The sequence below is a fragment of the Streptomyces sp. NBC_01515 genome (assembly GCF_045040345.1).
In the GTDB taxonomy this organism is placed as follows: Bacteria; Actinomycetota; Actinomycetes; order Streptomycetales; family Streptomycetaceae; genus Streptomyces.
In genome coordinates this window covers 3,232,364-3,253,716 of record NZ_CP109416.1, presented here as the reverse complement: position 1 = coordinate 3,253,716, position 21,353 = coordinate 3,232,364, and the positions used below count along the sequence as shown (strand labels likewise).

Below are 21,353 nucleotides of genomic sequence, written 5' to 3'. Positions count from 1 at the left end.
GTCTCAGCCCTCCGAGGGGGCGAGGCGCGCGAGTTCCGCCTCGGTCGACTTGAGCAGGTCGGTCCAGGCCGCCTCGAACTTCTCGACGCCCTCGTCCTCCAGCAGCTGCACGACCTCGTCGTACGAGATGCCGAGCGCTTCCACGGCGGCGATCTCGGCGCGGGACTGCTCGTATGTGCCGGAGATGGTGTTGCCGGTGATCTGTCCGTGGTCGTCGGTGGCCTCAAGAGTGGCCTCCGGCATGGTGTTCACCGTGTTCGGTGCCACCAGGTCGTCCACGTACAGCGTGTCCTTGTACGCCTTGTCCTTGACGCCGGTCGAGGCCCACAGCGGACGCTGCTTGTTGGCCTGCGCCTTGTCCAGGGCGGCCCAACGGTCCGAGGAGAAGACCTCCTCGTACGCCTCGTAGGCGAGCCGCGCGTTGGCGAGACCGGCCTTGCCGCGGGCGGCCTTGGCCTCGTCGGTGCCCAGCGCGTCGATCCGCTTGTCGATCTCGGTGTCCACGCGGGACACGAAGAAGGACGCCACGGAGTGGATCTTCGAGAGGTCCAGGCCGCGCTCCTTGGCCTTCTCCAGGCCGGAGATGAACGCGTCCATGACCTCGCGGTAGCGCGCCAGCGAGAAGATCAGCGTGACGTTGACGCTGATGCCGAGGCCGATGACCTCGGTGATCGCCGGCAGACCCGCCCGGGTGGCCGGGATCTTGATCAGGGTGTTCGGGCGGTCCACCAGCCAGGCCAGCTGCTTGGCCTCGGCGATGGTCGCCGCCGTGTTGTGCGCCAGGCGCGGGTCGACCTCGATGGAGACCCGGCCGTCCTGGCCGCCGCTCGTGTCGTAGACCGGACGCAGGATGTCGGCGGCGTCACGGACGTCCGCCGTCGTGATCATGCGGATGGCTTCCTCGACGGTCACCTTGCGGGCGGCGAGGTCGGTGAGCTGCTGCTCGTAACCGTCGCCCGACGAGATGGCCTTCTGGAAGATCGACGGGTTGGTGGTGACGCCCACGACGTGCTGCTGGTCGATCAGTTCGGCGAGGTTGCCGGACGTGATCCGCTTGCGCGACAGGTCGTCCAGCCAGATCGCGACGCCTTCCTCGGAGAGGCGCTTGAGTGCGTCTGTCATGGAAAATGCATCTCCTACGTGTCGTTTGTCAGCGTCAGCTCTGGGCGGCGGCGATGGATTCCCGGGCCTTCTCGGCCACGTTCTCGGCAGTGAAGCCGAACTCCTGGAAGAGCACCTTGCCGTCGGCGGAAGCCCCGAAGTGCTCCAGGGAAACGATGCGACCGGCGTCCCCGACGAACCGGTACCAGGTCAGACCGATCCCGGCCTCGACCGCGACCCGCGCCTTGACGGACGGCGGCAGCACGCTCTCCCGGTACCCCTGGTCCTGCGCGTCGAACCACTCCACACAGGGCATGGACACGACCCGCGTCGGAACCCCGGAGGCCTCCAGCTGCTCGCGCGCCTCGACGGCCACGTGCACCTCGGAACCCGTACCGATGAGGATCACCTCGGGCGTACCCGTCGACGCCTCGAACAGCACGTAACCGCCCTTGGCGGTGTCCTCGTTGGCGTCGTACGTCGGCACACCCTGGCGCGTCAGCGCGAAACCGTGCGGAGCGCCCTCGCCGTAGACCTTCGTGTAGCGGCGCAGGACCTCGCGCCAGGCGATGGCCGTCTCGTTGGCGTCGGCCGGGCGGATCACGTTCAGGCCCGGGATGGCGCGCAGCGAGGCCAGGTGCTCGACCGGCTGGTGGGTCGGGCCGTCCTCGCCGAGACCGACGGAGTCGTGCGTCCACACGTACGTCACCGGCAGGTGCATCAGCGCCGACAGCCGTACGGCGTTGCGCATGTAGTCGGAGAAGACGAGGAACGTACCGCCGTAGGCACGCGTGTTGCCGTGCAGCGTGATGCCGTTCAGTTCCGCGCCCATGGAGTGCTCGCGGATACCGAAGTGGATCGTGCGGCCGTACGGGTTCGCCTCCGGCAGCGGGTTGTCCGCCGGGAGGAACGACGACGTCTTGTCGATCGTCGTGTTGTTCGAGCCCGCGAGGTCGGCCGAGCCGCCCCACAGCTCCGGGATGACCGCGCCGAGCGCCTGGAGCACCTTGCCGGACGCGGCACGGGTGGCGACGGACTTGCCCGTCTCGAAGGCGGGAAGCTGCTCTTCCCAGCCGGCCGGCAGCTCGCCCGCGCGGATGCGGTCGTACTCGGCCGCGCGCTCCGGGTTGTTGGTGCGCCATTCCTGGTACGACGGGTCCCACGCGGCCTTCGCCTCGCGGCCCCGGTCCAGCGCCTGGCGGGTGTGCTTGAGGACCTCGTCGGAGACGTCGAAGGACTTCTCCGGGTCGAAGCCGAGGACCCGCTTGGTGGCCGCGACCTCGTCGGCGCCGAGCGCCGAGCCGTGCGCGGCCTCGGTGTTCTGCGCGTTCGGCGCGGGCCAGGCGATGATCGAGCGCATCGCGATGAACGACGGCTTGTTCGTCACCTTCTTCGCGGCCTCGATGGCGTTGTAGATGGCGTGCGGGTCGAGGTCGCCGTCCGGCTTCGGGGCGACGCGCTGGACGTGCCAGCCGTAGGCCTCGTAGCGCTTGACCGTGTCCTCGGAGACCGCGGTCTCGGTGTCGCCCTCGATGGAGATGTGGTTGTCGTCCCACAGGAGGACGAGGTTGCCGAGTTCCTGGTGGCCCGCCATGGAGGACGCCTCCGCGGAGATGCCCTCCTGGAGGCAGCCGTCACCGGCGATCGCGAAGATGAAGTGGTCGAACGGGGACTCGCCCTGCGCGGCGTCCGGGTCGAACAGACCGCGCTCGTAGCGGGCGGCCATGGCCATGCCCACCGCGTTGGCGACACCCTGGCCCAGCGGGCCGGTCGTCGTCTCCACGCCGGTGGTGTGGCCGTACTCGGGGTGCCCCGGAGTCCTGGAGCCCCACGTGCGGAACGCTTCGAGGTCGGCCAGCTCCAGGCCGAACCCGGCCAGGTAGAGCTGCGTGTAGAGGGTCAGTGACGAGTGGCCGGCGGACAGCACGAACCGGTCGCGGCCGACCCAGTCGGCGTCGGCGGGGTCATGGCGCATCACCTTCTGGAAGAGGGTGTACGCGGCCGGGGCCAGGCTCATCGCCGTACCGGGATGGCCGTTGCCGACCTTCTGTACGGCATCGGCTGCCAGGACGCGCGCGGTGTCCACCGCGCGCTGGTCCAATTCGGTCCAGTCGAGGTCTGTGGTGGTCGGCTTGGTGCTCACCCTGAGTCAGGGCTCCTCTCCACATGTCACGCATGTCGGGTGCCGGTGCACTTGGCGCGTACCGGCCGTTGTCGAGCCTACCCCCGTAAGAACGTGCATTTTTTCGAGTCATTCCAGACTGCCGGGACTCTCGCGGATCCGCCTCCCGACTGGTCCGTTTCGCATCCGGCAACTGAATACGGAGGTGCTCGTTCGAGTGCTCAACAGAGTGGCGATCAGCTCTTCCGGGGGTGCCGTCCAACACGACCCCACCCCCGCGAATGTCCGGGTCTGGGCAACGTCTACAGTGGCGTGGTACGCGTGAGCCTTTACGGGGAGTTCACACCCGAAGGCTTGCTGGGATGTCTCTGTCAGGGGTGTGCGTGACGGCCGTTGAATCCCGTCCAGCGGGGATTGTCGGGGCGAGCCAGAGCCCGAGCCGGCGGCCGATCGGGGCCCGGATCATGGCGTTCGTGGCGTTGACGAAGCCGCGGATCATCGAGCTGCTGCTGATCACCACCGTTCCGGTGATGTTCCTGGCCCAGCAGGGTGTGCCGGACCTCAAGCTGGTCCTCCTCACCTGCGTCGGCGGCTACCTGTCCGCCGGTGGCGCCAACGCGCTCAACATGTACATCGACCGCGACATCGACGCGCTCATGGACCGCACCTCGCAGCGCCCCCTGGTCACCGGCATGGTCAGCCCCCGCGAGTGCCTCGCCTTCGGCATCTCGCTCGGCGTCATCTCGACCCTGATGTTCGGCCTGACCGTCAACTGGCTGTCCGCCTGGCTCGCGCTCGGCGCGCTCCTCTTCTACGTCGTCGTCTACACGATGATCCTCAAGCGCCGTACCTCGCAGAACATCGTGTGGGGCGGCATCGCCGGCTGCCTCCCGGTGCTCATCGGCTGGTCGGCCGTCACGGACTCCATGTCGTGGGCCCCCATCATTCTTTTCCTCGTCATGTTCTTCTGGACGCCGCCGCACTACTGGCCGCTCTCCATGAAGGTCCGCGACGACTACGCGCGCGTGGGCGTTCCGATGCTTCCGGTCGTCGCCTCGAACAAGGTCGTGGCCAAGCAGATCGTCATCTACAGCTGGGTCATGGTCGCGGTCTCGCTGCTGCTCACGCCCCTCGGTTACACCGGCTGGTTCTACACCACGGTCGCGCTGCTGGCCGGCGGCTTCTGGCTGTGGGAGGCGCACGGGCTGCAGAACCGGGCCAAGGCCGAGGTGAGCGGTGGCAAGCTCAAGGAGATGCGGCTGTTCCACTGGTCGATCACCTATGTGTCGCTCCTGTTCGTGGCGATCGCGGTGGACCCCTTCCTGAGGTAGGAGTCCCGCTGAGGCGGGAGTCACTCACCCCGCCCGTCGCCGTTCGATCTACCCGTCGGTAGCATCCTGGTCATGGCAGACACGCAGCAGGTTGACGCGAAGGCCGAGCGCCAGGTGGCCCGCCTCGCCCAGCAGATCGGCACCTTCTCCAAGGCACACGGCGGGGCCGAGGCCCAGGTCGCGTACATCGGGGAGCGCGGCGCCCGCATCGTCCTCGTCGGCGAGGACGGCGGCTGGGGCGACCTGGTCGCCACGACCTACGAGATCGCCCAGCAGGCCGTCGAGAAGTCCGGAATCACCGTCCACGAGGACTTCGACGGAGAGTTCGCGGCCAAGGTGAAGACCGGGCCGTACGAATGGACCCGCATGGCAGGCATCCAGGTAGGCGGCCCCAGCAACAGCAGAACAGGGGCCGCGGGACGCGCCCTTAAGGGGCGCGGGGAACTGCGCGACCAGCCACAACGGACCGTCGATCGCTGACGCACCCGCGCCCCCTCCCCATGGCGCCCCCTCACACGGGGTGTGTCCCAGCAACACCTCACACCCGATTCACCCGTTAGGACCTGAGGAACACACGGTCCAGCACGGGGAGTCCGGATGATCGAAACGACGTCCCTCGTGGACCAGTACTGCCACGGCGTCCTGAGAACGGAGCTGGGCCTCGGCACCTTCGAGGCCCAACTGGCCCGCACCGAGGGCCCACCCGCCCCCGGCACCACCCTCTTCGACACCCAGACGGGCTTCGCCGTACGACGATGGTGCCCACCCCTCCTCGGCCTGGAGCCGCACTGTCCGCCCGCCCGCTACCTCGCCCGGCGCCGTGAACTCGGCGTACTGGAAGCGGGCCGCAGGCTGCTGCGCGGCAGTGGCATCACGACGTATCTGATCGACACGGGCCTGCCCGGCGACCTCACGGGAATCGCCGAGATGGCGACCGCGGGCCAGGCGGACGCCCGCGAGATCGTCCGCCTGGAACTCCTCGCCGAACAGGTCGCCGACACCTCCGGCACCGTCGAGTCCTTCCTCGCCAACCTCGCCGAGTCGGTGCACGGCGCGGCGGGCAGCGCGGTCGCCTTCACCTCCGTGGCGGGCGTACGGCACGGCCTCGCCCTCGCGCCCGAACCGCCCGGCCCCGGCGAGGTCCGGGGCGCGGCGGGCCGCTGGCTGGCCGGGCGGCGCGTCGGCGGAACGCTCAGCGACCCGGTGCTGCTACGGCACCTGCTGTGGATCGCCGTGGCGTCCGGGCTGCCGCTCCAACTGCACGCCGGATTGGGCGAACCGGGCGTCCGCATCGACCGCACCGACCCCGTCCTGCTCACCGACTTCGTGCGGGCGACGGCCGGCCTCGGCACGGACCTGGTGCTGCTGCACAGCTACCCGTACCACCGGCACGCGGCCCATCTCGCCGGCGTCTTCCCGCACGTCTACGCCGACTCCGGTGCCGCGCTCGTCCGCACCGGCGCCCGCGCCGCGACCGTGCTCGCCGAGATCCTGGAACTGGCCCCCTTCGGCAAGATCCTCTTCTCCAGCGGGGCCCATGGACTGCCCGAACTGCACGTCGTGGGAGCGCGGTTGTTCCGCGAGGCGCTCGCGCGGGTGCTCGGCACCTGGGTCGCCGAGGGAGCCTGGTCACCGGCCGACGCGCAACGGGTCGCGGGACTGATCGCGGTCGGCAACGCGAAGAGGGTGTACGGGCTGGAGTGAGCTGTACAGACTGGGCCCATGCCGACCGACGCGTTGCTCGACCGCTTCCTGAACGAACTGGCCCCCCTGGAGCCCATCGCCGTGTGGGCCCACGGTTCGCTCGCCGGGGGCGACTACCAGGAGGGCCGCAGCGACCTGGACCTGATAGCCATCCTCGACCATCCCCTGAAGCCGAGCACCGCCCGGCAGCTCGTCGCCCTGCACCGAGGGCTGCGCACCGACCCCCTCGCCGTCCGGCTGCACTGCAGCTACCTCGCCCCGGGAACGCAGGACGCCCCGAACCAGCGCCATCTCACCTGGGCGCACGACCACGTCACCCGTCGGCCCGTCACCGCCGTCACCCGACGTGAACTGCACGACTTCGGGCGGGTGTTGCACGGCGGCTCACCGAAGGACCTGCTGCCGGCCGTGACGGACCAGGAGCTGGCCGAGTTCGTCGTACGGGACCAGCGGGAGTTCTGGCGGCCGGCCGTCGACAAGCCGCAGATCTGGCTTGAGAACGGCTGGGTCGACGTGGGCCTGACCACCTTCGCCCGCGCGACGGTCACCCGCCGGGACGGCCGCCTGATCACCAAGCGCGAGGCCCTCGACCTGCTGCCCGGGCTCGGCGCTCCGGTGGAGGTCGTGGAGGACGTCGTACGGCGGCGTTACGACGATCCGGTACCGTCCGCCGCCTCCGTAGAGGGCGATTGGCTCCACCGCAGGGCGGAGCTGACCCGGGCCTATCTGGGCCCGGCGATCGACGACTTGGTGACCCGCTACGGGTGAGCCATTGACTACGGGTGCTTCACGCGCGCGTGGGCACCGACTGCTCGGCCGAGGGGCCCGGCAGATCGGCGAGCACGTCGGGCCGCTCGCGCAGCGACAGCAGCACCCGCAGCACCCCGATCCACACCAGGCAGGCGCCGAACATGTGCAGGCCGACCAAGGCCTCGGGGAGGTTCGTGAAGTACTGGACGTAACCGATGACGCCCTGGGCGAGCAGGATCAGGAACAGGTCGCGGGTGCGGTCCAGGGGGCCCTTGGGGGCGTCGACCGCCTTGAGGACGAACCACAGGGCGAACGTCAGCGTGACCACGATCCAGGCGAGCACCGCGTGCAGCTTGGCGACCGTCTCCCAGTCGATCGGGATGCGGTCGACCTCCTTGGAGTCGCCCGCGTGCGGACCGGCGCCGGTGACCACCGTGCCGACCGCGATCAGCAGCACGGAGGCGGTGACCAGGAACCACACCAGCTGCTGCACGGCCTTGCCGACCAGCGGCTTGGGCTCCCCGTCGCCCTCCCGGCTGCGCTGCCACATCAGCGCGGCGACCGCGATGAGCGCCGTGGTGAGCAGGAAGTGGGCCGCGACCGTGTACGGGTTGAGGCCGACCAGCACCACGATGCCGCCGAGGATCGCGTTGCTCATCACGATCCAGAACTGCGCCCAGCCCAGCCGGGTGAGGGTACGGCGGTACGGCTTCTCCGAGCGCGCGGCGATGATCGCCCAGCCGACGGCGGCGCACAGGACGTACGTCAGCATCCGGTTGCCGAACTCGATGGCTCCGTGGAAGCCCATCGCGCTGGTCGTCGTCAGCGAGTTGTCCGTGCACTTGGGCCAGGTCGGGCAGCCGAGCCCGGAACCCGTCAGCCGCACGGCACCGCCGGTGACCACGATGACCACCGACATGACGAGCGCGGCGAGTGCGGCCCGCCGGACGGTCCGGGGATCCGGGGTCCAACGTGCGGCGATGAAGGCGAGGGGGTTGCGCGCGGCGGCTACGACGTCGGCGGGGGTCACGTTTGGCACGGGGACCATCGTAGGGGGGTGCTTGTGCACGCGTTCACGAGGGTCCCCGGCGCCGGAGTGCGGCGCTCACTCCCAGCGGAAGAAGCGCCCCGCCGCCGCCAGCCCCACGACCGCCCACACGCCCAGAATCCCCAGGTCACCCCACGGCATCCCGGCCCCGTGCTGCAACACGTCCCGCAACCCGTCCGACAGCGCCGAGATAGGCAGCAGCCCCAGCACGTCCTGCACCCCCGACGGGTACTTGTCCATCGGCACGATGACCCCGCCGCCGACGAGCAGCAGCAGGAACACCAGGTTCGCGGCGGCCAGCGTGGCCTCGGCCTTCAACGTGCCCGCCATCAGCAGGCCGAGGCCCGAGAAGGCCGCCGTCCCCAGGATCAGCAGCAGGAACACCGCGAGGGGGTTGCCGTGCGGGGACCAGCCGAGCGCGAAGGCGATCGCCGTCAGCAGGATGATCTGGAGGATCTCCGTGACCAGCACCGCCGCCGTCTTCGCGGTCATCAGGCCCCAGCGGGGCAGCGGGGAGGACGCGAGGCGCTTCAGGACGCCGTAGCGGCGCTCGAAGCCCGTGGCGATGGCCTGGCCGGTGAACGCCGTCGACATCACGGCGAGGGCGAGGATGCCGGGCGTGAGGAAGTCGACGGACTTGCCCTTGCCGGTGTCGACGATGTCCACCGAGCTGAACAGGACCAGCAGGAGGGTCGGGATGACCACCGTGAGGAGGAGCTGCTCGCCGTTCCGCAGGAGCATCCTCGTTTCGAGGGCCGCCTGTGCCGCGATCATGCGGGGGAGGGGGGCCGCCCCGGGCCGCGGGGTGTACGTCCCCGGAACAGTCGTCGTCATGAGCGCAGCTCCTTGCCGGTCAGCTCCAGGAAAACGTCCTCCAGGGTGTGCCGTTCGACCGAGATCTTCTCCGGCATCACCCCGTGCTGCGCACACCAGGAGGTGACCGTGGCGAGCAGTTGCGGGTCCACCTTGCCGCCGACTCGGTAGGAGCCCGGGGTCAGTTCGACGGCCGTGGAGTCGGCCGGGAGGGCCTTCAGCAGGGAGCCGACGTCGAGGCCGGGACGACCGCTGAAGCGGAGCGTGTTCTCGGCGCCGCCCCGGCACAGGTCCTCGGGGGAGCCGTGCGCGATGACCTTGCCCGCGTCGATGATCGCCACGTCGTCGGCGAGCTGCTCGGCCTCGTCCATGTGGTGGGTCGTGAGGATCACGGAGACACCGTCCGTGCGCAGGTCTCTGACCAGGTCCCAGGTCGCGCGGCGGGCCTGCGGGTCGAGGCCCGCCGTCGGCTCGTCCAGGAAGACCAGTTCCGGGCGGCCTACGACGGCCATCGCGAGCGCGAGGCGCTGTTGCTGGCCGCCGGACAGCCGGCGGTACGTCGTACGGCCGCAACTGCCGAGCCCCAGGCGCTCGATGAGCGCGTCCACGTCCAGCGGGTGCGCGTGCAGCTTGGCGATGTGGCGGAGCATCTCGTCGGCGCGGGCGCCTGAGTAGACGCCGCCGGACTGGAGCATCACGCCGATTCTGGGGCGTAGTGCGGCGGACTCGCGGACCGGGTCGAGGCCCAGGACGCGCACCGTGCCGGAGTCCGGCTTCCGGTACCCCTCGCAGGTCTCGACCGTGGTCGTCTTGCCCGCCCCGTTGGGACCGAGTACTGCGGTGACACCCGCATGGGCCACCAGGTCGAGGCCGTTCACCGCGGTCTTCGTGCCGTACCGCTTCACCAGGGCCTGGACCTGGAGCACGGGCTCACTTCGCATGGGCCCGAGTCTAGGTACGCGGCCCGCGCCTCAGGCGGGCGGGTGCGGGATCTCCCCCGGACGGGATCTCCTCCTCACGGGGGCGGTGCAGCGGCAGCCACCGTTCCGCGTACGCCACGGCGTCCGCCACCGGGAACAGCCGGGCGTCGGCCGCGCCCACCTTCCCCCGGCGGACCGTACGGTCCCGTTCGAAGTCGTGGCCCAGTTCGTCGAAGCGGTCGGAGGTGATCGACACCTCGGTCACCGTCTCCCAGCCGTCCGGTCCGGGGCGGCCGACCTGGACCAGCGGGGACGGGACGCGGTACTCGGCGAGATGGAAGCTCGTGCAGGCGTCGTAGCCCGCGCCGAGCAGCAGCACGCGCGCGTCGAGGCCCTCCAGGCGGGCCAGCGGGCTGCACTCGCCGAGCCGGCAGTCGGTCGCGTGGCCGGCGACGATCTCGGACGCGCGCGGGCCGAGCGCCGCGAAGGACGTCTGCGGGTGCGCCGAGCGCTCGGCGCCGGGCCAGGTGCGGACGGTCTCCGGGACGACGCCGACGCCTCGTGAGGGCGTGACGAGGGGGTCGTAGGACGGCATGGACGTGCGGATGGTGTCCCACCACTCGCGGGGGACCGGCGGGTTTCCCCAGTGGGCCGGGTCCGAGAGGTCGCCGGTCTGGGTGGGGACGACCAGGGTGCCGTCCGGGGTGAGGGCGTCGAGGAGTCCCCGGACGAGCGACACGGCGCCTCCGCAGACCCATCCGAGGGAGCTGAGGGAGGTGTGCGCGAGGAGGGTCTCGCCGGGGCGCACGCCCAGCTCGCGCAGTTGTGCGGCGACTGTGTCCCGGGTGACAAGTGGGCCGGTGGGAGGGGGTGTGGGCATGGTCGTGGAGTGTCCTCGAAGGGGGTCGGTGGTGCCAGTGAATTGATCGATCAAAGATCGTTCCCGCAGGTCAGATTAGGTATGCCTAAGTGATGCAGCGCACCGTCCATCCGCCGGACGCGGGTTGCCTGCCTCTGAGGAATTACGCAACAATGGCGTTGTGAAAAACGTTGGCGAGGCTCCGCAGGAGGAACTCGCGACCGGTGAGCGGTCCACCCGCAACCGTGTCGCGCGCTCCATCCTGGACCACGGCCCGTCGACCGTGGCCGACCTCGCCGGCCGGCTGGGGCTGACCCAGGCCGCCGTACGCCGTCATCTCGACGCACTCGTCGCCGACGACGTCGTGGAAGCACGTGAGCAGCGGGTCTACGGAGCGCGCACGCGCGGCCGTCCCGCGAAGGTGTTCGCCCTGACCGACTGCGGCCGCGACGCCTTCGACCAGTCCTACGACAAGCTCGCCGCGGACGCGCTGCGCTGGATCGCGGCGCACGGAGGCGGGGACGAGGCCGTCGTCGCCTTCGCCCGTGACCGCATGGCCGCCCAGGCCATCGCCTACCGCGAGGTCGTCGAGGCCGCCGCGCCCGAGAACCGCGCGGAAGCCCTGGCCAAGGCCCTGAGCGTGGACGGGTACGCTGCTACGGCGCGCAGCGCACCGGTCGGTGAGCAGCTCTGCCAGCACCACTGCCCGGTCGCCCATGTCGCCGAGCAGTTTCCGCAGCTGTGCGAGGCGGAGACCGAGCTCTTCTCCCAACTGCTCGGCACCCATGTCCAGCGGCTGGCCACCATCGCCCACGGCGACGGGGTGTGCACCACGTTTATCCCGAAGAACTCGAATACCCCGAAGAATTCCAAGACCGTTTCCGATCCACCGCACGCATCTGCACGTACCGCCGGGAGGAACCCCGCATGACGCTCCCCATCGAGGAGACCGCCCACCCCGAGCTTGAGGGTCTGGGTACCTACGAATACGGCTGGGCCGACTCCGACGTGGCCGGTGCCTCCGCGAAGCGCGGCATCAACGAGGACGTCGTCCGGGACATCTCCGGCAAGAAGAGCGAGCCGGAGTGGATGACCAAGCTCCGGCTCAAGGGCCTGCGCCTGTTCGAGAAGAAGCCCATGCCGAACTGGGGCTCCGACCTCTCCGGCATCGACTTCGACAACATCAAGTACTTCGTGCGCTCCACGGAGAAGCAGGCGGAGTCCTGGGAGGACCTGCCCGAGGACATCAAGAACACGTACGACAAGCTCGGCATCCCCGAGGCGGAGAAGCAGCGCCTCGTCGCCGGTGTCGCCGCGCAGTACGAGTCCGAGGTCGTCTACCACCAGATCAACGAAGAGCTTGAGGCGCAGGGTGTCATCTTCATGGACACCGACACCGCGCTGAAGGAGCACCCTGAGCTCTTCAAGGAGTACTTCGGGACCGTCATCCCGGTCGGTGACAACAAGTTCGCGTCGCTGAACAGCGCCGTGTGGTCCGGCGGCTCCTTCATCTACGTGCCGAAGGGCGTGCACGTCGAGATCCCGCTCCAGGCCTACTTCCGTATCAACACGGAGAACATGGGCCAGTTCGAGCGGACCCTGATCATCGTCGACGAGGGCGCCTATGTGCACTACGTCGAGGGTTGTACGGCGCCGATCTACTCCTCGGACTCCCTGCACTCCGCGGTGGTCGAGATCATCGTGAAGAAGGGCGGCCGCTGCCGCTACACGACCATCCAGAACTGGTCGAACAACGTCTACAACCTGGTCACCAAGCGCGCCGTCGCCTACGAGGGCGCGACCATGGAGTGGATCGACGGCAACATCGGCTCCAAGGTGACGATGAAGTACCCGGCCGTCTACCTGATGGGCGAGCACGCCAAGGGCGAGACCCTCTCCATCGCCTTCGCGGGCGAGGGCCAGCACCAGGACGCCGGCTCCAAGATGGTCCACATGGCGCCGAACACGTCCTCCAACATCGTCTCCAAGTCGGTGGCGCGCGGCGGCGGCCGTACGTCCTACCGCGGTCTCGTCGAGATCGGCGAGGGCGCCCACGGCTCCAAGTCGAACGTGCTGTGCGACGCGCTGCTCGTCGACACGATCTCCCGCTCGGACACGTACCCGTACGTGGACGTCCGCGAGGACGACGTGTCCATGGGCCACGAGGCGACCGTCTCCAAGGTCAGCGACGACCAGCTCTTCTACCTGATGAGCCGGGGCATGACCGAGTTCGAGGCGATGGCGATGATCGTGCGCGGCTTCGTCGAGCCGATCGCCAAGGAACTGCCCATGGAGTACGCCCTGGAGCTCAACCGGCTGATCGAGCTCCAGATGGAAGGCTCGGTCGGCTGACCCCGACCGTCTGCCGGCACACTTCTTGATCACAGAAAGCGAGCACTACGACAGCCATGGCTGAGGCTCAGAACTCCACGGTGGGATCTTCCACCACCGCCGGATCGATCGCGGTGGCCGCCGAGTCGACCGTCGCCACGCGCATGAGCGCGCCCCCCTCCTTCGACGTGGCGGACTTCCCGGTCCCCCACGGCCGCGAGGAGGAGTGGCGGTTCACCCCGCTGGAGCGCCTGCGCGGGCTGCACGACGGCACCGCGGTCGCCACCGGCGACGGCGTGAAGGTCGCCATCGGGACCCCGGAAGGGGTCACAGTGGAGACCGTCGGCCGTGACGACGCGCGGCTCGGCAAGGCCGGCACCCCGGTGGACCGGGTGGCCGCGCAGGCCTACTCGTCCTTCGAGAAGGCCTCGGTCGTGACCGTCCCCAAGGAGACGGTCCTGACCGAGCCGATCCGCATCGTCGTGCACGGCGAGGGCGGCGTCGCCTACGGCCACCAGGTCGTCGAGCTGGGAGCCTTCGCCGAGGCCGTCGTCGTCATCGACCACACCGGTGACGCGGTCCTCGCCGCCAACGTCGACTACATCGTCGGCGACGGCGCCAAGCTCACCGTCGTCTCCGTCCAGGACTGGGACGACAAGGCCGTGCACGTCGGCCAGCACAACGCCCTGATCGGCCGGGACGCCACGTTCAAGTCGTTCGTCGTCACCTTCGGCGGCGACCTCGTACGACTGCACCCGCGCGTGGCCTACGCCGGACCCGGTGGCGAGGCCGAACTGTTCGGCCTGTACTTCACGGACGCCGGCCAGCACCAGGAGCACCGCCTCCTGGTCGACCACAACGTCCCGCACTGCAAGTCCAACGCCGTCTACAAGGGCGCGCTGCAGGGCGAGGGCGCCCACGCGGTGTGGATCGGCGACGTGCTCATCGAGGCCACCGCCGAGGGCACCGACACGTACGAGATGAACCGCAACCTCGTGCTGACCGACGGCGCCCGCGTCGACTCCGTGCCGAACCTGGAGATCGAGACCGGCGAGATCGTCGGCGCCGGACACGCCTCCGCGACCGGCCGCTTCGACGACGAGCAGCTCTTCTACCTGATGGCCCGCGGCATCCCCGCCGACGACGCCCGACGCCTGGTGGTCCGCGGCTTCTTCGCCGAGCTGGTCCAGCAGATCGGTGTCGCCGACATCCAGGAGCGCCTGCTGGAGAAGATCGACGCGGAGCTGGAGGCGTCGGTCTGATGGCCTTCGTACGCGCCTGTGGCCTCGGCGAGCTGGAGGAGGACACCCCGAAGCGGGTGGAACTCGACGGCACGCCGGTCTCGGTCGTGAAGACCGGAGGGGAGGTGTTCGCGATCAACGACATCTGCTCGCACGCGAACGTCTCGCTCTCCGAGGGCGACGTGGAGGACTGCCAGATCGAGTGCTGGCTGCACGGCTCCGCGTTCGACCTGCGCACCGGCAAGCCGTCCGGCCTTCCCGCCACGCGCCCCGTACCCGTTTACCCCGTACAGATCGAAGGGGGCAGCGTCCTCGTTGACGTACGCGCCTCCCTCACCCAGGAGTCCTGAGGAACCCATGGCAACGCTTGAAATCCACGACCTGCACGTCACCGTCGAGGCCGACAACGCCACGAAGGAGATCCTCAAGGGCGTCGACCTCACCGTGAAGCAGGGCGAGACCCACGCCATCATGGGCCCGAACGGCTCCGGCAAGTCGACCCTCGCCTACTCGCTCGCGGGCCACCCGAAGTACACGATCACCGGCGGCACCGTCACCCTCGACGGCGAGGACGTCCTGGAGATGTCCGTCGACGAGCGCGCCCGCGCCGGCCTGTTCCTCGCGATGCAGTACCCGGTCGAGGTCCCCGGTGTGTCGGTCTCCAACTTCCTCCGTACGTCCGCCACCGCCATCCGCGGTGAGGCGCCGAAGCTGCGTACGTGGGTGAAGGAGGTCAAGGAGACCATGGAGCGCCTCTCCATGGACCCGGCCTTCGCCGAGCGCAACGTCAACGAGGGCTTCTCCGGCGGTGAGAAGAAGCGCCACGAGATCCTTCAGCTGGAGCTGCTCAAGCCGAAGATCGCGATCCTCGACGAGACCGACTCCGGCCTGGACGTCGACGCCCTGCGCGTCGTCTCCGAGGGCGTCAACCGCGTCCGCGAGACCGGCGAGGTCGGCACCCTGCTGATCACGCACTACACGCGCATCCTGCGCTACATCAAGCCCGACTTCGTGCACGTCTTCTCCGGCGGCAGGATCGTCGAGTCCGGCGGCGCCGAGCTCGCCGACAAGCTGGAGAACGAGGGCTACGAGGCCTACACCACGAAGGGTGGCGTATCAGCGTGACGCAGCTGCCGGGCCTCCTCACGAGTTCATCTCAACTACTCGACGAGGCGATCCGCAAGGACTTCCCCATCCTGGACCGCACGGTTCACGACGGTAAGAAGCTCGTGTACCTGGACAACGCGGCGACCTCGCAGAAGCCGCGCCAGGTGCTCGACGCCCTGAACGAGTACTACGAGCGCTACAACGCCAACGTCCACCGCGGTGTGCATGTGCTCGCCGAGGAGGCCACGGCGCTGTACGAGGGCGCGCGCGACAAGGTCGCGACGTTCATCAACGCGCCCAGCCGCGACGAGGTGATCTTCACCAAGAACGCCTCCGAGTCGCTCAACCTCGTTGCGAACATGCTGGGTTGGGCCGACGAGCCCTACCGCGTGGACCACGAGACCGAGATCGTCATCACGGAGATGGAGCACCACTCCAACATCGTGCCGTGGCAGCTGCTCTCGCAGCGCACGGGCGCGAAGCTGAAGTGGTTCGGCCTCACGGACGACGGCCGCCTCGACCTCTCGAACATCGACGAGATCATCACGGAGAAGACGAAGATCGTCTCCTTCGTGCTGGTGTCGAACATCCTCGGCACGGTCAACCCGGTCGAGAAGATCGTGCGCCGCGCGCAGGAGGTCGGGGCCCTGGTCCTGATCGACGCCTCGCAGGCCGCGCCGCACATGCCGCTGGACGTACAGGCCCTCCAGGCCGACTTCGTGGCCTTCACCGGCCACAAGATGTGCGGCCCGACCGGCATCGGCGTCCTCTGGGGCCGCCAGGAGCTGCTCGAAGACCTCCCCCCGTTCCTGGGTGGCGGCGAGATGATCGAGACCGTGTCGATGCACTCGTCGACGTACGCTCCCGCGCCGCACAAGTTCGAGGCGGGCACCCCGCCGATCGCCCAGGCGGTAGGGCTCGGCGCGGCGATCGACTATCTGTCGGCGATCGGCATGGACAAGATCCTCGCCCATGAGCACGCGCTGACCGAGTACGCGGTGAAGCGCCTGCTGGACGTCCCCGACCTGCGGATCATCGGCCCCACCACGGCCGAGGACCGGGGCGCGGCGATCTCCTTCACACTGGGCGACATCCACCCGCACGACGTGGGCCAGGTGCTGGACGAGGAAGGCATCGCGGTCCGGGTCGGCCACCACTGCGCCCGACCGGTCTGCCTGCGCTACGGAATTCCTGCGACCACGCGAGCGTCGTTCTATCTGTACTCCACGCCGGCCGAGATCGACGCACTGGTCGACGGCTTGGAGCACGTACGGAACTTCTTCGGCTGAGGGACGTGAACTGAGACCGTGAAGCTGGATTCGATGTACCAGGAAGTCATCCTGGACCACTACAAGCACCCGCACGGCCGGGGCTTGCGGGATGGCGACGCCGAGGTGCACCACGTCAACCCGACGTGCGGCGACGAGATCACGCTGCGCGTGAAGTACGACGGCGAGCAGATCACGGACATCTCCTACGAGGGCCAGGGCTGCTCCATCAGCCAGGCATCGGCCTCCGTACTGAACGACCTCCTCGTCGGCAAGGAGTTGTCCGAGGCGCAGAAGATCCAGGAGACCTTCCTGGAGCTGATGCAGTCCAAGGGCCGCACCGAGCCCGACGACGCGATGGAGGAGGTGCTGGAGGACGCGATCGCGTTCGCCGGTGTCTCCAAGTACCCGGCACGGGTGAAGTGCGCCCTCCTCAGTTGGATGGCGTGGAAGGACGCGACGGCCCAGGCCCTGGGCGGAGCCGACTCCGACGCGGAAAGGAAGACGGCATGAGTGACACCGAGACCATGGAGATCAAGCCCGCCTCCGAGGAGGAGGTCCGCGAGGCCCTCCTCGACGTCGTCGACCCCGAACTGGGCATCGACGTCGTCAACCTCGGCCTGATCTACGGCGTGCACATCGACGACGCCAACATCGCCACCATCGACATGACCCTGACCTCGGCGGCCTGCCCGCTGACGGACGTCATCGAGGACCAGGCCAAGTCCGCGACGGACGGCCTCGTCAACGAACTCCGCATCAACTGGGTGTGGATGCCGCCGTGGGGCCCCGACAAGATCACGGACGACGGCCGCGATCAGCTTCGGGCGCTGGGGTTCAACGTCTGAGCCTGCTGACTCACCGGGAACGGCCATACCTTTGGGGTATGGCCGTTTCTTTGCATCACGTCGTCGTCGACACGTACGACCTTCCCGGGCTCGCCCGTTTCTGGTGCGGGGTGCTGGACTGGCGGGTGCTGTCCGAGAAACCGCGTGAAGTGGTCATCGGGGCAGGGGAGTTCGCGGAGACCGGCATCTGCTTCATGCCGGTGAGCGACCCGAAGACCGTCAAGAACCGGCTGCACTTCGACCTCGCCCCCGACGATCAGGAGGCCGAGGTCGAACGCATCCTCGCGCTGGGCGCGCGGCGGGTCGATGTTGGACAGGGCGAGGCCGTGGGCTGGGTGGTGCTCGCCGACCCCGAGGGGAACGAGTTCTGCGTCCTGCGGCCCAAGGCCTCGCTCATCGCCTTTCGTGACGCGCCCGCCTAGTTGAGCCCCGCCACCAACCGGAACGCCGAGTCCGACCGGTACAGGGTGCTGTCCTGATAGCGGTCCAGCCTGAGCTGGAAGTTCTGGTGGCGGAGGAAGCGGCCCGGGTAGTTGACCGACTCCAGCATCACCGCGCCGGAGTAGGGCGACGGGCGGGGGCAGAAGGTGGCGTCCTGTTTGAAGAGGGGGGAGCCGTCGTTGCGTTCCGCGCGGAGGATGAAGTTGCGGTGGCGGAGATAGGTGCCGTTGGCCGTCGTGAAGGAGTAACAGGACCTGTTCGCAAGGCCCTTGACCACTTTGAAGGTGGCTGCGCGGCGGGCCGCGGCGGAGGTGGCCGGGTTGAGCTTGACGAAGTCGCCGCTCACCTGCCAGTAGCGGTCCGGGTAGTTGACCGAGCGGATCGACTTCCAAGCGGTGGAGGACGAGGAGCCCGACGACCCGGACGAGCCCGAAGAGCCGGACGAACTCCCTTGGGAGGACGTCGACTTGGACGGGGACGGCGCCTTCGCGGAGGGCTTCGAGCCGTGCTCCGCGGCGGCGGTCGACGTGGTGCTGCCGGGCGTCTTCGCCGAGCCCGGGTTCGAATTGTGCTCGTCGGGCGTCGGCGTGCCCTGGTTCGACGGGGACGCGAACGAGAGCAGGCCGGGGCCGTCCGCGCCGGCCGATGTCGTCGCGTCCGCCTTCTTCGTGCGTGACGTGTCGTCGGTTTGCTTGTCCGTCACGATGATTGCCGTGACGCACACGACGATCGTGGTGACGGCGAGCGCCCCGGCCAGATAGAGCCGGCGGGTTCCGGGGGCCCGGGACGTGTCGGGGTTCCAGCCGTTCTCCCAGGGGGAGTTGGGGGAGGGCGGGGGTGAACTGTCTGGCATGCGCTGTTCCTCCAGCGGCGCCCATGGCAACGGCCGTGACCGTGAAAGCCAGGTGTGTGAACGGTGAAACAGTAGTGGAGCGAGAGGCATCCGAGCAGCCGTTTCAGTGAGCGGTTTCTATGCGATCCGTTATGTACACTCGTACACATGGGATTCCTGATGCTCCTCACGGCGATCGCCGCGGAGGTGGGCGGCACCACCGCCATGAAGTTCAGCCACGGCTTCAGCCGGCTGTGGCCGTCGGTTCTCACGGTCCTCGGATACGTGCTCTCCTTCGCGCTGCTCGCGCAGACGCTGAAGTCCATGTCGGTGGGTACGGCCTACGCGATCTGGGCGGGCCTCGGCACCGCCGCCATCGTGGGGATCGGGACGGTGTTCCTCGGCGAGGGGATGACCCTCGCGAAGGCCGCCGGCATCGCGCTGATCATCATCGGGGTCGTGGTCCTCAACCTGGGCGGCGCGCACTGATGGCCAGGGGAGGCATGCGCTGATGGCCCGGCGCTACGACCCCGAGCGGCGGCAGCGGATCATCGACGCGGCGATCCGGGTGGTCGGGGCCAAGGGCATCGCCGGCCTGAGCCACCGTTCCGTCGCCGCCGAGGCCGATGTTCCGCTCGGCTCGACCACGTACCACTTCAAGACCCTCGACGAACTGATGGTCGCCGCCCTCCGCCAGGCCAACGAGGCCTTCGCCAAGGTGATCGCCTCGCGGGGTGGTCTGGAGGACCCGCGCACCGACCTGGCCGGGGAGTTGGCCGGCTGGATGGGGGAGTGGCTCGCGGGTGACCGCACGGGCGTGGAGCTGGAGTACGAGCTGTATCTCGCCGCCTTGCGCCGCCCCGCCCTGCGCCCCGTCGCCGACGAGTGGGCCCGGGACCTCGCCGACCAACTGGCCCGGCGGACCGACCCGGTGACCGCGCGGGCGCTCGTCGCGCTGATCGACGGGATCTGTCTGCAGGTGCTGTTGACGGGCGCGGCGTACGACGAGGCCTATGCGCGGGAGGTGTTGGGGCGGGTGATTCCGTGAACTCTTCGACCCTCACCGGGTAACAGGAGCCGACACGAGGGCAGTTCGACGCCGTCGACGCTACTGACGAATCGGGGGAGACCTGGTGAGCGGACCAGCGCCGGGCGCGGCGCTGGACGGGGACGACGCGGAGGTCGTCGTCCGGTCGTTGGAGCGGGGAGGGCGACGACCGTTCGCCGCGCGAGATGTACCGGGTTCTGACGGCGCGGCCCGCCGGCGGTGAGCAGACCGTGGAGTTCCTCCGGCACGAGAACGCCGTCGCCGACCGGAAGGGGCGGACCCGGGCCCAGTCGGACTACACCGAGATCAGCGTCCTCCTGGGCGCCCGTCTGATCACGGGGACGCGGATGCTCCTGTCCGGCACGGTCGTCGGCGCCAGCTCGACGGTGGCGTGGGCGGTGGTGGACAAGGCCGGTGAACGCGGCTGAGCCGGACCCTGCCGCCGTACTACGAGCGGACCCCTGCCGTCGTACTACGAGCCCGTGCGTGTCGTTCCCTGAGACGCCCCGTGGACGAGTTGGTCCCGGCCGCCCCCGCCAGGTTAGGTTTCCCTCATGACCGACACGACCGCACCCCGCACCACCGGCGCCGTTGCCGCCGGGCTCGCCACCGTCGCCGCCGACGGGACCGTACTCGACACCTGGTTCCCCGCGCCCGAACTGTCCGCCGAACCCGGGCCCGCCGGTACGGAGAGCCTGTCCGCCGAGCGTGCCGTGGAGCTGCTCGGTGCGGGTGCGGCCAAGGCGATCGGCCCTGACGTCCGCCGGGGCGTCGAGGTCATCGCGGTCCGCACGGTCATCGCCTCCCTCGACGACAAGCCGCTCGACGCGCACGACGTCTACCTGCGCCTGCACCTCCTCTCGCACCGGCTGGTCAAGCCGCACGGCCAGAGCCTGGACGGCATGTTCGGCTTCCTCGCCAACGTCGCCTGGACCTCGCTCGGCCCGGTCGCCGTGGACGACGTCGAGAAGGTACGGCTGAACGCGCGCGCCGAAGGCCTGCACCTCCAGGTGACGTCCATCGACAAGTTCCCGCGCATGACGGACTACGTGGCCCCTAAGGGCGTCCGCATCGCCGACGCCGACCGGGTCCGCCTCGGTGCGCACCTCGCCGAGGGCACGACCGTCATGCACGAGGGCTTCGTCAACTTCAACGCCGGCACGCTCGGCACGTCGATGGTCGAGGGCCGGATCTCCGCCGGTGTCGTGGTCGGCGACGGGTCGGACATCGGCGGCGGCGCGTCCACGATGGGCACGCTGTCCGGCGGCGGCAACGTCCGCATCACCATCGGCGAGCGCTGCCTGGTCGGCGCCGAGGCGGGCGTCGGGATCGCGCTCGGCGACGAGTGCGTCGTCGAGGCCGGCCTCTACGTCACCGCCGGCACCCGCGTCACGATGCCCGACGGGCAGATCGTCAAGGCCCGCGAACTCTCCGGCGCCTCCAACATCCTCTTCCGCCGCAACTCGGTCACCGGCACGGTCGAGGCCCGCCCGAACAACGCGGTGTGGGGCGGCCTGAACGAGATCCTGCACAGCCACAACTAGCAGCGCCGTCAAGTGAGTCGAGCGCCCTTCTGCTGGCCGGGAGGG

At 69.2% G+C, this 21,353-nt stretch carries 23 protein-coding genes and 1 pseudogene; 17 read left to right on the top strand and 7 right to left on the bottom strand.

Annotated features, from left to right (window positions below; all coding sequences use genetic code 11):
- Positions 1-3: 3 nt before the first annotated feature.
- Positions 4-1,122, bottom strand: coding sequence for a transaldolase (gene tal, locus OG407_RS14420; RefSeq protein WP_403599633.1), 1,119 nt, complete (start codon positions 1,120-1,122; stop codon positions 4-6).
- Positions 1,123-1,156: 34 nt separating this feature from the next.
- A complete protein-coding gene (gene tkt, locus OG407_RS14415; RefSeq protein ID WP_405858215.1) occupies positions 1,157-3,244 on the bottom strand; it encodes a transketolase in 2,088 nt (695 codons plus the stop codon).
- Positions 3,245-3,600: 356 nt separating this feature from the next.
- On the opposite strand from tkt, the gene OG407_RS14410 reads away from it, so the two are divergent.
- From OG407_RS14410 to OG407_RS14395, 4 genes and pseudogenes are all read left to right on the top strand, one after another.
- On the top strand, positions 3,601-4,554 hold the full coding sequence (locus tag OG407_RS14410; RefSeq protein ID WP_403599840.1) for a heme o synthase: 954 nt from the start codon (positions 3,601-3,603) through the stop codon (positions 4,552-4,554).
- Between the two features lie 72 nt (positions 4,555-4,626).
- A pseudogene (locus OG407_RS14405) lies at positions 4,627-4,953 on the top strand (hypothetical protein); the annotation flags it as partial.
- Positions 4,954-5,151: 198 nt separating this feature from the next.
- Positions 5,152-6,258: an amidohydrolase family protein gene (locus OG407_RS14400; protein WP_405858213.1), complete on the top strand. Its 1,107-nt coding sequence runs from the start codon at positions 5,152-5,154 to the stop codon at positions 6,256-6,258.
- Between the two features lie 18 nt (positions 6,259-6,276).
- A complete protein-coding gene (locus OG407_RS14395; RefSeq protein WP_405858211.1) occupies positions 6,277-7,026 on the top strand; it encodes a nucleotidyltransferase domain-containing protein in 750 nt (249 codons plus the stop codon).
- A gap of 19 nt (positions 7,027-7,045) precedes the next feature.
- On the opposite strand, the gene OG407_RS14390 is transcribed toward OG407_RS14395, so the two are convergent.
- Genes OG407_RS14390 through OG407_RS14375 form a run of 4 tightly spaced genes read right to left on the bottom strand, consistent with a single transcriptional unit; the run spans position 7,046 to position 10,669 of the window.
- A complete protein-coding gene (locus OG407_RS14390) occupies positions 7,046-8,056 on the bottom strand; it encodes a heme A synthase (RefSeq protein ID WP_403599646.1) in 1,011 nt (336 codons plus the stop codon).
- 57 nt (positions 8,057-8,113) lie between these two features.
- A complete protein-coding gene (locus OG407_RS14385) occupies positions 8,114-8,890 on the bottom strand; it encodes an ABC transporter permease (protein ID WP_403599649.1) in 777 nt (258 codons plus the stop codon).
- The gene (locus OG407_RS14380) at positions 8,887-9,810 is read right to left on the bottom strand and encodes an ABC transporter ATP-binding protein (protein ID WP_403599652.1); all 924 of its coding nucleotides are present in this window, start codon (positions 9,808-9,810) and stop codon (positions 8,887-8,889) included. The genes OG407_RS14385 and OG407_RS14380 overlap by 4 nt, the downstream gene beginning before the upstream one ends.
- 10 nt (positions 9,811-9,820) lie before the next feature.
- On the bottom strand, positions 9,821-10,669 hold the full coding sequence (locus tag OG407_RS14375) for an aminoglycoside N(3)-acetyltransferase (RefSeq protein ID WP_405858209.1): 849 nt from the start codon (positions 10,667-10,669) through the stop codon (positions 9,821-9,823).
- 160 nt (positions 10,670-10,829) lie between these two features.
- On the opposite strand from OG407_RS14375, the gene OG407_RS14370 reads away from it, so the two are divergent.
- The 9 genes from OG407_RS14370 to OG407_RS14330 are packed head-to-tail and all read left to right on the top strand — an operon-like array spanning position 10,830 to position 17,865.
- Positions 10,830-11,579, top strand: coding sequence for a helix-turn-helix transcriptional regulator (locus tag OG407_RS14370; protein ID WP_405858207.1), 750 nt, complete (start codon positions 10,830-10,832; stop codon positions 11,577-11,579).
- Entirely contained in the window at positions 11,576-13,000 is a 1,425-nt protein-coding gene (sufB, locus tag OG407_RS14365; protein ID WP_328684062.1) for a Fe-S cluster assembly protein SufB, read from the top strand. The genes OG407_RS14370 and sufB overlap by 4 nt, the downstream gene beginning before the upstream one ends.
- A 56-nt stretch (positions 13,001-13,056) precedes the next feature.
- Positions 13,057-14,241 (top strand): Fe-S cluster assembly protein SufD, encoded by a 1,185-nt coding sequence (gene sufD, locus OG407_RS14360; protein WP_405858204.1) that lies wholly within the window; start codon positions 13,057-13,059, stop codon positions 14,239-14,241.
- The gene (locus OG407_RS14355) at positions 14,241-14,570 is read left to right on the top strand and encodes a non-heme iron oxygenase ferredoxin subunit (protein ID WP_328684064.1); all 330 of its coding nucleotides are present in this window, start codon (positions 14,241-14,243) and stop codon (positions 14,568-14,570) included. The genes sufD and OG407_RS14355 overlap by 1 nt, the downstream gene beginning before the upstream one ends.
- 7 nt (positions 14,571-14,577) lie before the next feature.
- A complete protein-coding gene (gene sufC / locus OG407_RS14350; RefSeq protein ID WP_019060532.1) occupies positions 14,578-15,345 on the top strand; it encodes a Fe-S cluster assembly ATPase SufC in 768 nt (255 codons plus the stop codon).
- Entirely contained in the window at positions 15,342-16,616 is a 1,275-nt protein-coding gene (locus OG407_RS14345) for a cysteine desulfurase (RefSeq protein WP_328684065.1), read from the top strand. The genes sufC and OG407_RS14345 overlap by 4 nt, the downstream gene beginning before the upstream one ends.
- 18 nt (positions 16,617-16,634) lie before the next feature.
- Positions 16,635-17,108: a Fe-S cluster assembly sulfur transfer protein SufU gene (gene sufU, locus OG407_RS14340; protein ID WP_328684066.1), complete on the top strand. Its 474-nt coding sequence runs from the start codon at positions 16,635-16,637 to the stop codon at positions 17,106-17,108.
- Positions 17,105-17,443 carry a metal-sulfur cluster assembly factor gene (locus tag OG407_RS14335; RefSeq protein WP_019060535.1) on the top strand — a complete coding sequence of 113 codons (339 nt, stop codon included), beginning with the start codon at positions 17,105-17,107 and terminating at the stop codon, positions 17,441-17,443. The genes sufU and OG407_RS14335 overlap by 4 nt, the downstream gene beginning before the upstream one ends.
- 38 nt (positions 17,444-17,481) lie before the next feature.
- Positions 17,482-17,865 carry a VOC family protein gene (locus OG407_RS14330; RefSeq protein ID WP_405858201.1) on the top strand — a complete coding sequence of 128 codons (384 nt, stop codon included), beginning with the start codon at positions 17,482-17,484 and terminating at the stop codon, positions 17,863-17,865.
- Here the strand turns inward: OG407_RS14330 and OG407_RS14325 are convergent.
- Positions 17,862-18,737, bottom strand: coding sequence for an AbfB domain-containing protein (locus tag OG407_RS14325; protein WP_405858199.1), 876 nt, complete (start codon positions 18,735-18,737; stop codon positions 17,862-17,864). The two genes, OG407_RS14330 and OG407_RS14325, sit on opposite strands and share 4 nt — an antisense overlap.
- 147 nt (positions 18,738-18,884) lie before the next feature.
- On the opposite strand from OG407_RS14325, the gene OG407_RS14320 reads away from it, so the two are divergent.
- From OG407_RS14320 to dapD, 4 genes are all read left to right on the top strand, one after another.
- Entirely contained in the window at positions 18,885-19,205 is a 321-nt protein-coding gene (locus OG407_RS14320) for a DMT family transporter (protein WP_405858197.1), read from the top strand.
- Between the two features lie 22 nt (positions 19,206-19,227).
- Positions 19,228-19,764, top strand: coding sequence for a TetR family transcriptional regulator (locus OG407_RS14315; RefSeq protein ID WP_329351223.1), 537 nt, complete (start codon positions 19,228-19,230; stop codon positions 19,762-19,764).
- Between the two features lie 185 nt (positions 19,765-19,949).
- Complete coding sequence (locus OG407_RS14310) at positions 19,950-20,192, top strand: hypothetical protein (protein WP_405858195.1); 243 nt, start codon at positions 19,950-19,952, stop codon at positions 20,190-20,192.
- Between the two features lie 126 nt (positions 20,193-20,318).
- Positions 20,319-21,308 (top strand): 2,3,4,5-tetrahydropyridine-2,6-dicarboxylate N-succinyltransferase, encoded by a 990-nt coding sequence (gene dapD, locus OG407_RS14305; protein ID WP_329351225.1) that lies wholly within the window; start codon positions 20,319-20,321, stop codon positions 21,306-21,308.
- Positions 21,309-21,353 lie beyond the last annotated feature (45 nt).